Here is a 442-nt window from a genome sequence, read left to right as displayed (position 1 = left end):
GTTCTTTCCGCTTGTCGCGGTCGGTTGGGCGCGGGCGGCTGTGGACGAGGAGCACGTGTGGCGGCGCGCGCCCATCGTCGTGACGGCGAACGCCGTCGTCGCAGCCCTCATCTGCCTACCGATCGTGCCCGCTTCGTCACCGGCGTTCTCCATCGTCTCCGCCCTCGACCCCATGCAGCGCGACCAGACCGACTGGCCGTCACTCGCCGCCCAGATGGCGACAGCCCGTCCGACGGGTGCGGCCATCGTCACCGATTCGTATGCCCTCGCCGGAGCTGCTCATCAGTACGGCCCTGCGCTCGGGGTGCCGCGTGCCGACGTCGCCTCGTGGCACAACGCGCTCTGGAGCCTCGGGCCGCCACGCAGCGACGGGGACACGCACGACGTCCTCGCCGTCGGTGGGGACGAGCACCGCATCCGTGCGGCGTTCACACGCTGCGAC

At 71.3% G+C, this 442-nt stretch carries 1 protein-coding gene; it reads left to right on the top strand.

What is annotated here, in order from left to right; genetic code table 11:
• Nucleotides 1–442 (top strand): hypothetical protein (locus GO615_RS29955; RefSeq protein WP_211167429.1); only part of this gene is annotated, 442 nt, incomplete at both ends.

Origin of the sequence: Aromatoleum evansii (assembly GCF_012910805.1) — a bacterium.
GTDB lineage: Bacteria > Pseudomonadota > Gammaproteobacteria > Burkholderiales > Rhodocyclaceae > Aromatoleum > Aromatoleum evansii.
This window is presented reverse-complemented; position numbering and strand designations above follow the sequence as displayed.